Origin of the sequence: Pseudomonas sp. Pse1, assembly GCF_024519635.1 — a bacterium.
Taxonomy (GTDB): Bacteria; Pseudomonadota; Gammaproteobacteria; order Pseudomonadales; family Pseudomonadaceae; genus Aquipseudomonas.
Genome location: NZ_JALJRO010000094.1, coordinates 1 through 389, shown reverse-complemented (window position 1 = coordinate 389; position 389 = coordinate 1). Strand labels below are relative to the sequence as shown.

Below are 389 nucleotides of genomic sequence, written 5' to 3'. Positions count from 1 at the left end.
AAGAGGAGGGAGGAGGGGAGAAAGGGAGGGAGAAGGGAAAGGGAAAGAGAAAAGGGAGGGGGAGAGGAAGAGGAAGGGGGGAGGGAGAGGGGGGAGAGGAGGAAAAAGAAGGAAGAAAGAGAGGGAGAAAGGAGAAGGGAAGGAGAGAAGAAAAAAAAAAAAAAAGAAGGAGGGGAAAGAAAGGGAAAGGAAAGAGAGGAGGGAGAAGGGGGAGGAAGGGAAGGGAGAGGAGGAGGGAGGAAAGGGGAAGGGGGAGAAAAAGGGAGAGAGGAGAAAGGGAAGGAGGAGAAAGAGGGGAGAAAGGGGGAGGGAGAAAGGAAGAGAGAAGGAGGATTTAAGAAAAGGTAAGGGTGAATTAATGCGCGTCGATGCTGACCACGCCGCGCACC

The 389-nt window shown here is 53.2% G+C and carries 1 protein-coding gene; it reads left to right on the top strand.

Going from position 1 to position 389, the window contains the following annotated elements:
* Positions 1-389: hypothetical protein (locus NR126_RS29175; protein ID WP_256832503.1), on the top strand; the 389-nt coding region annotated here is incomplete at both ends.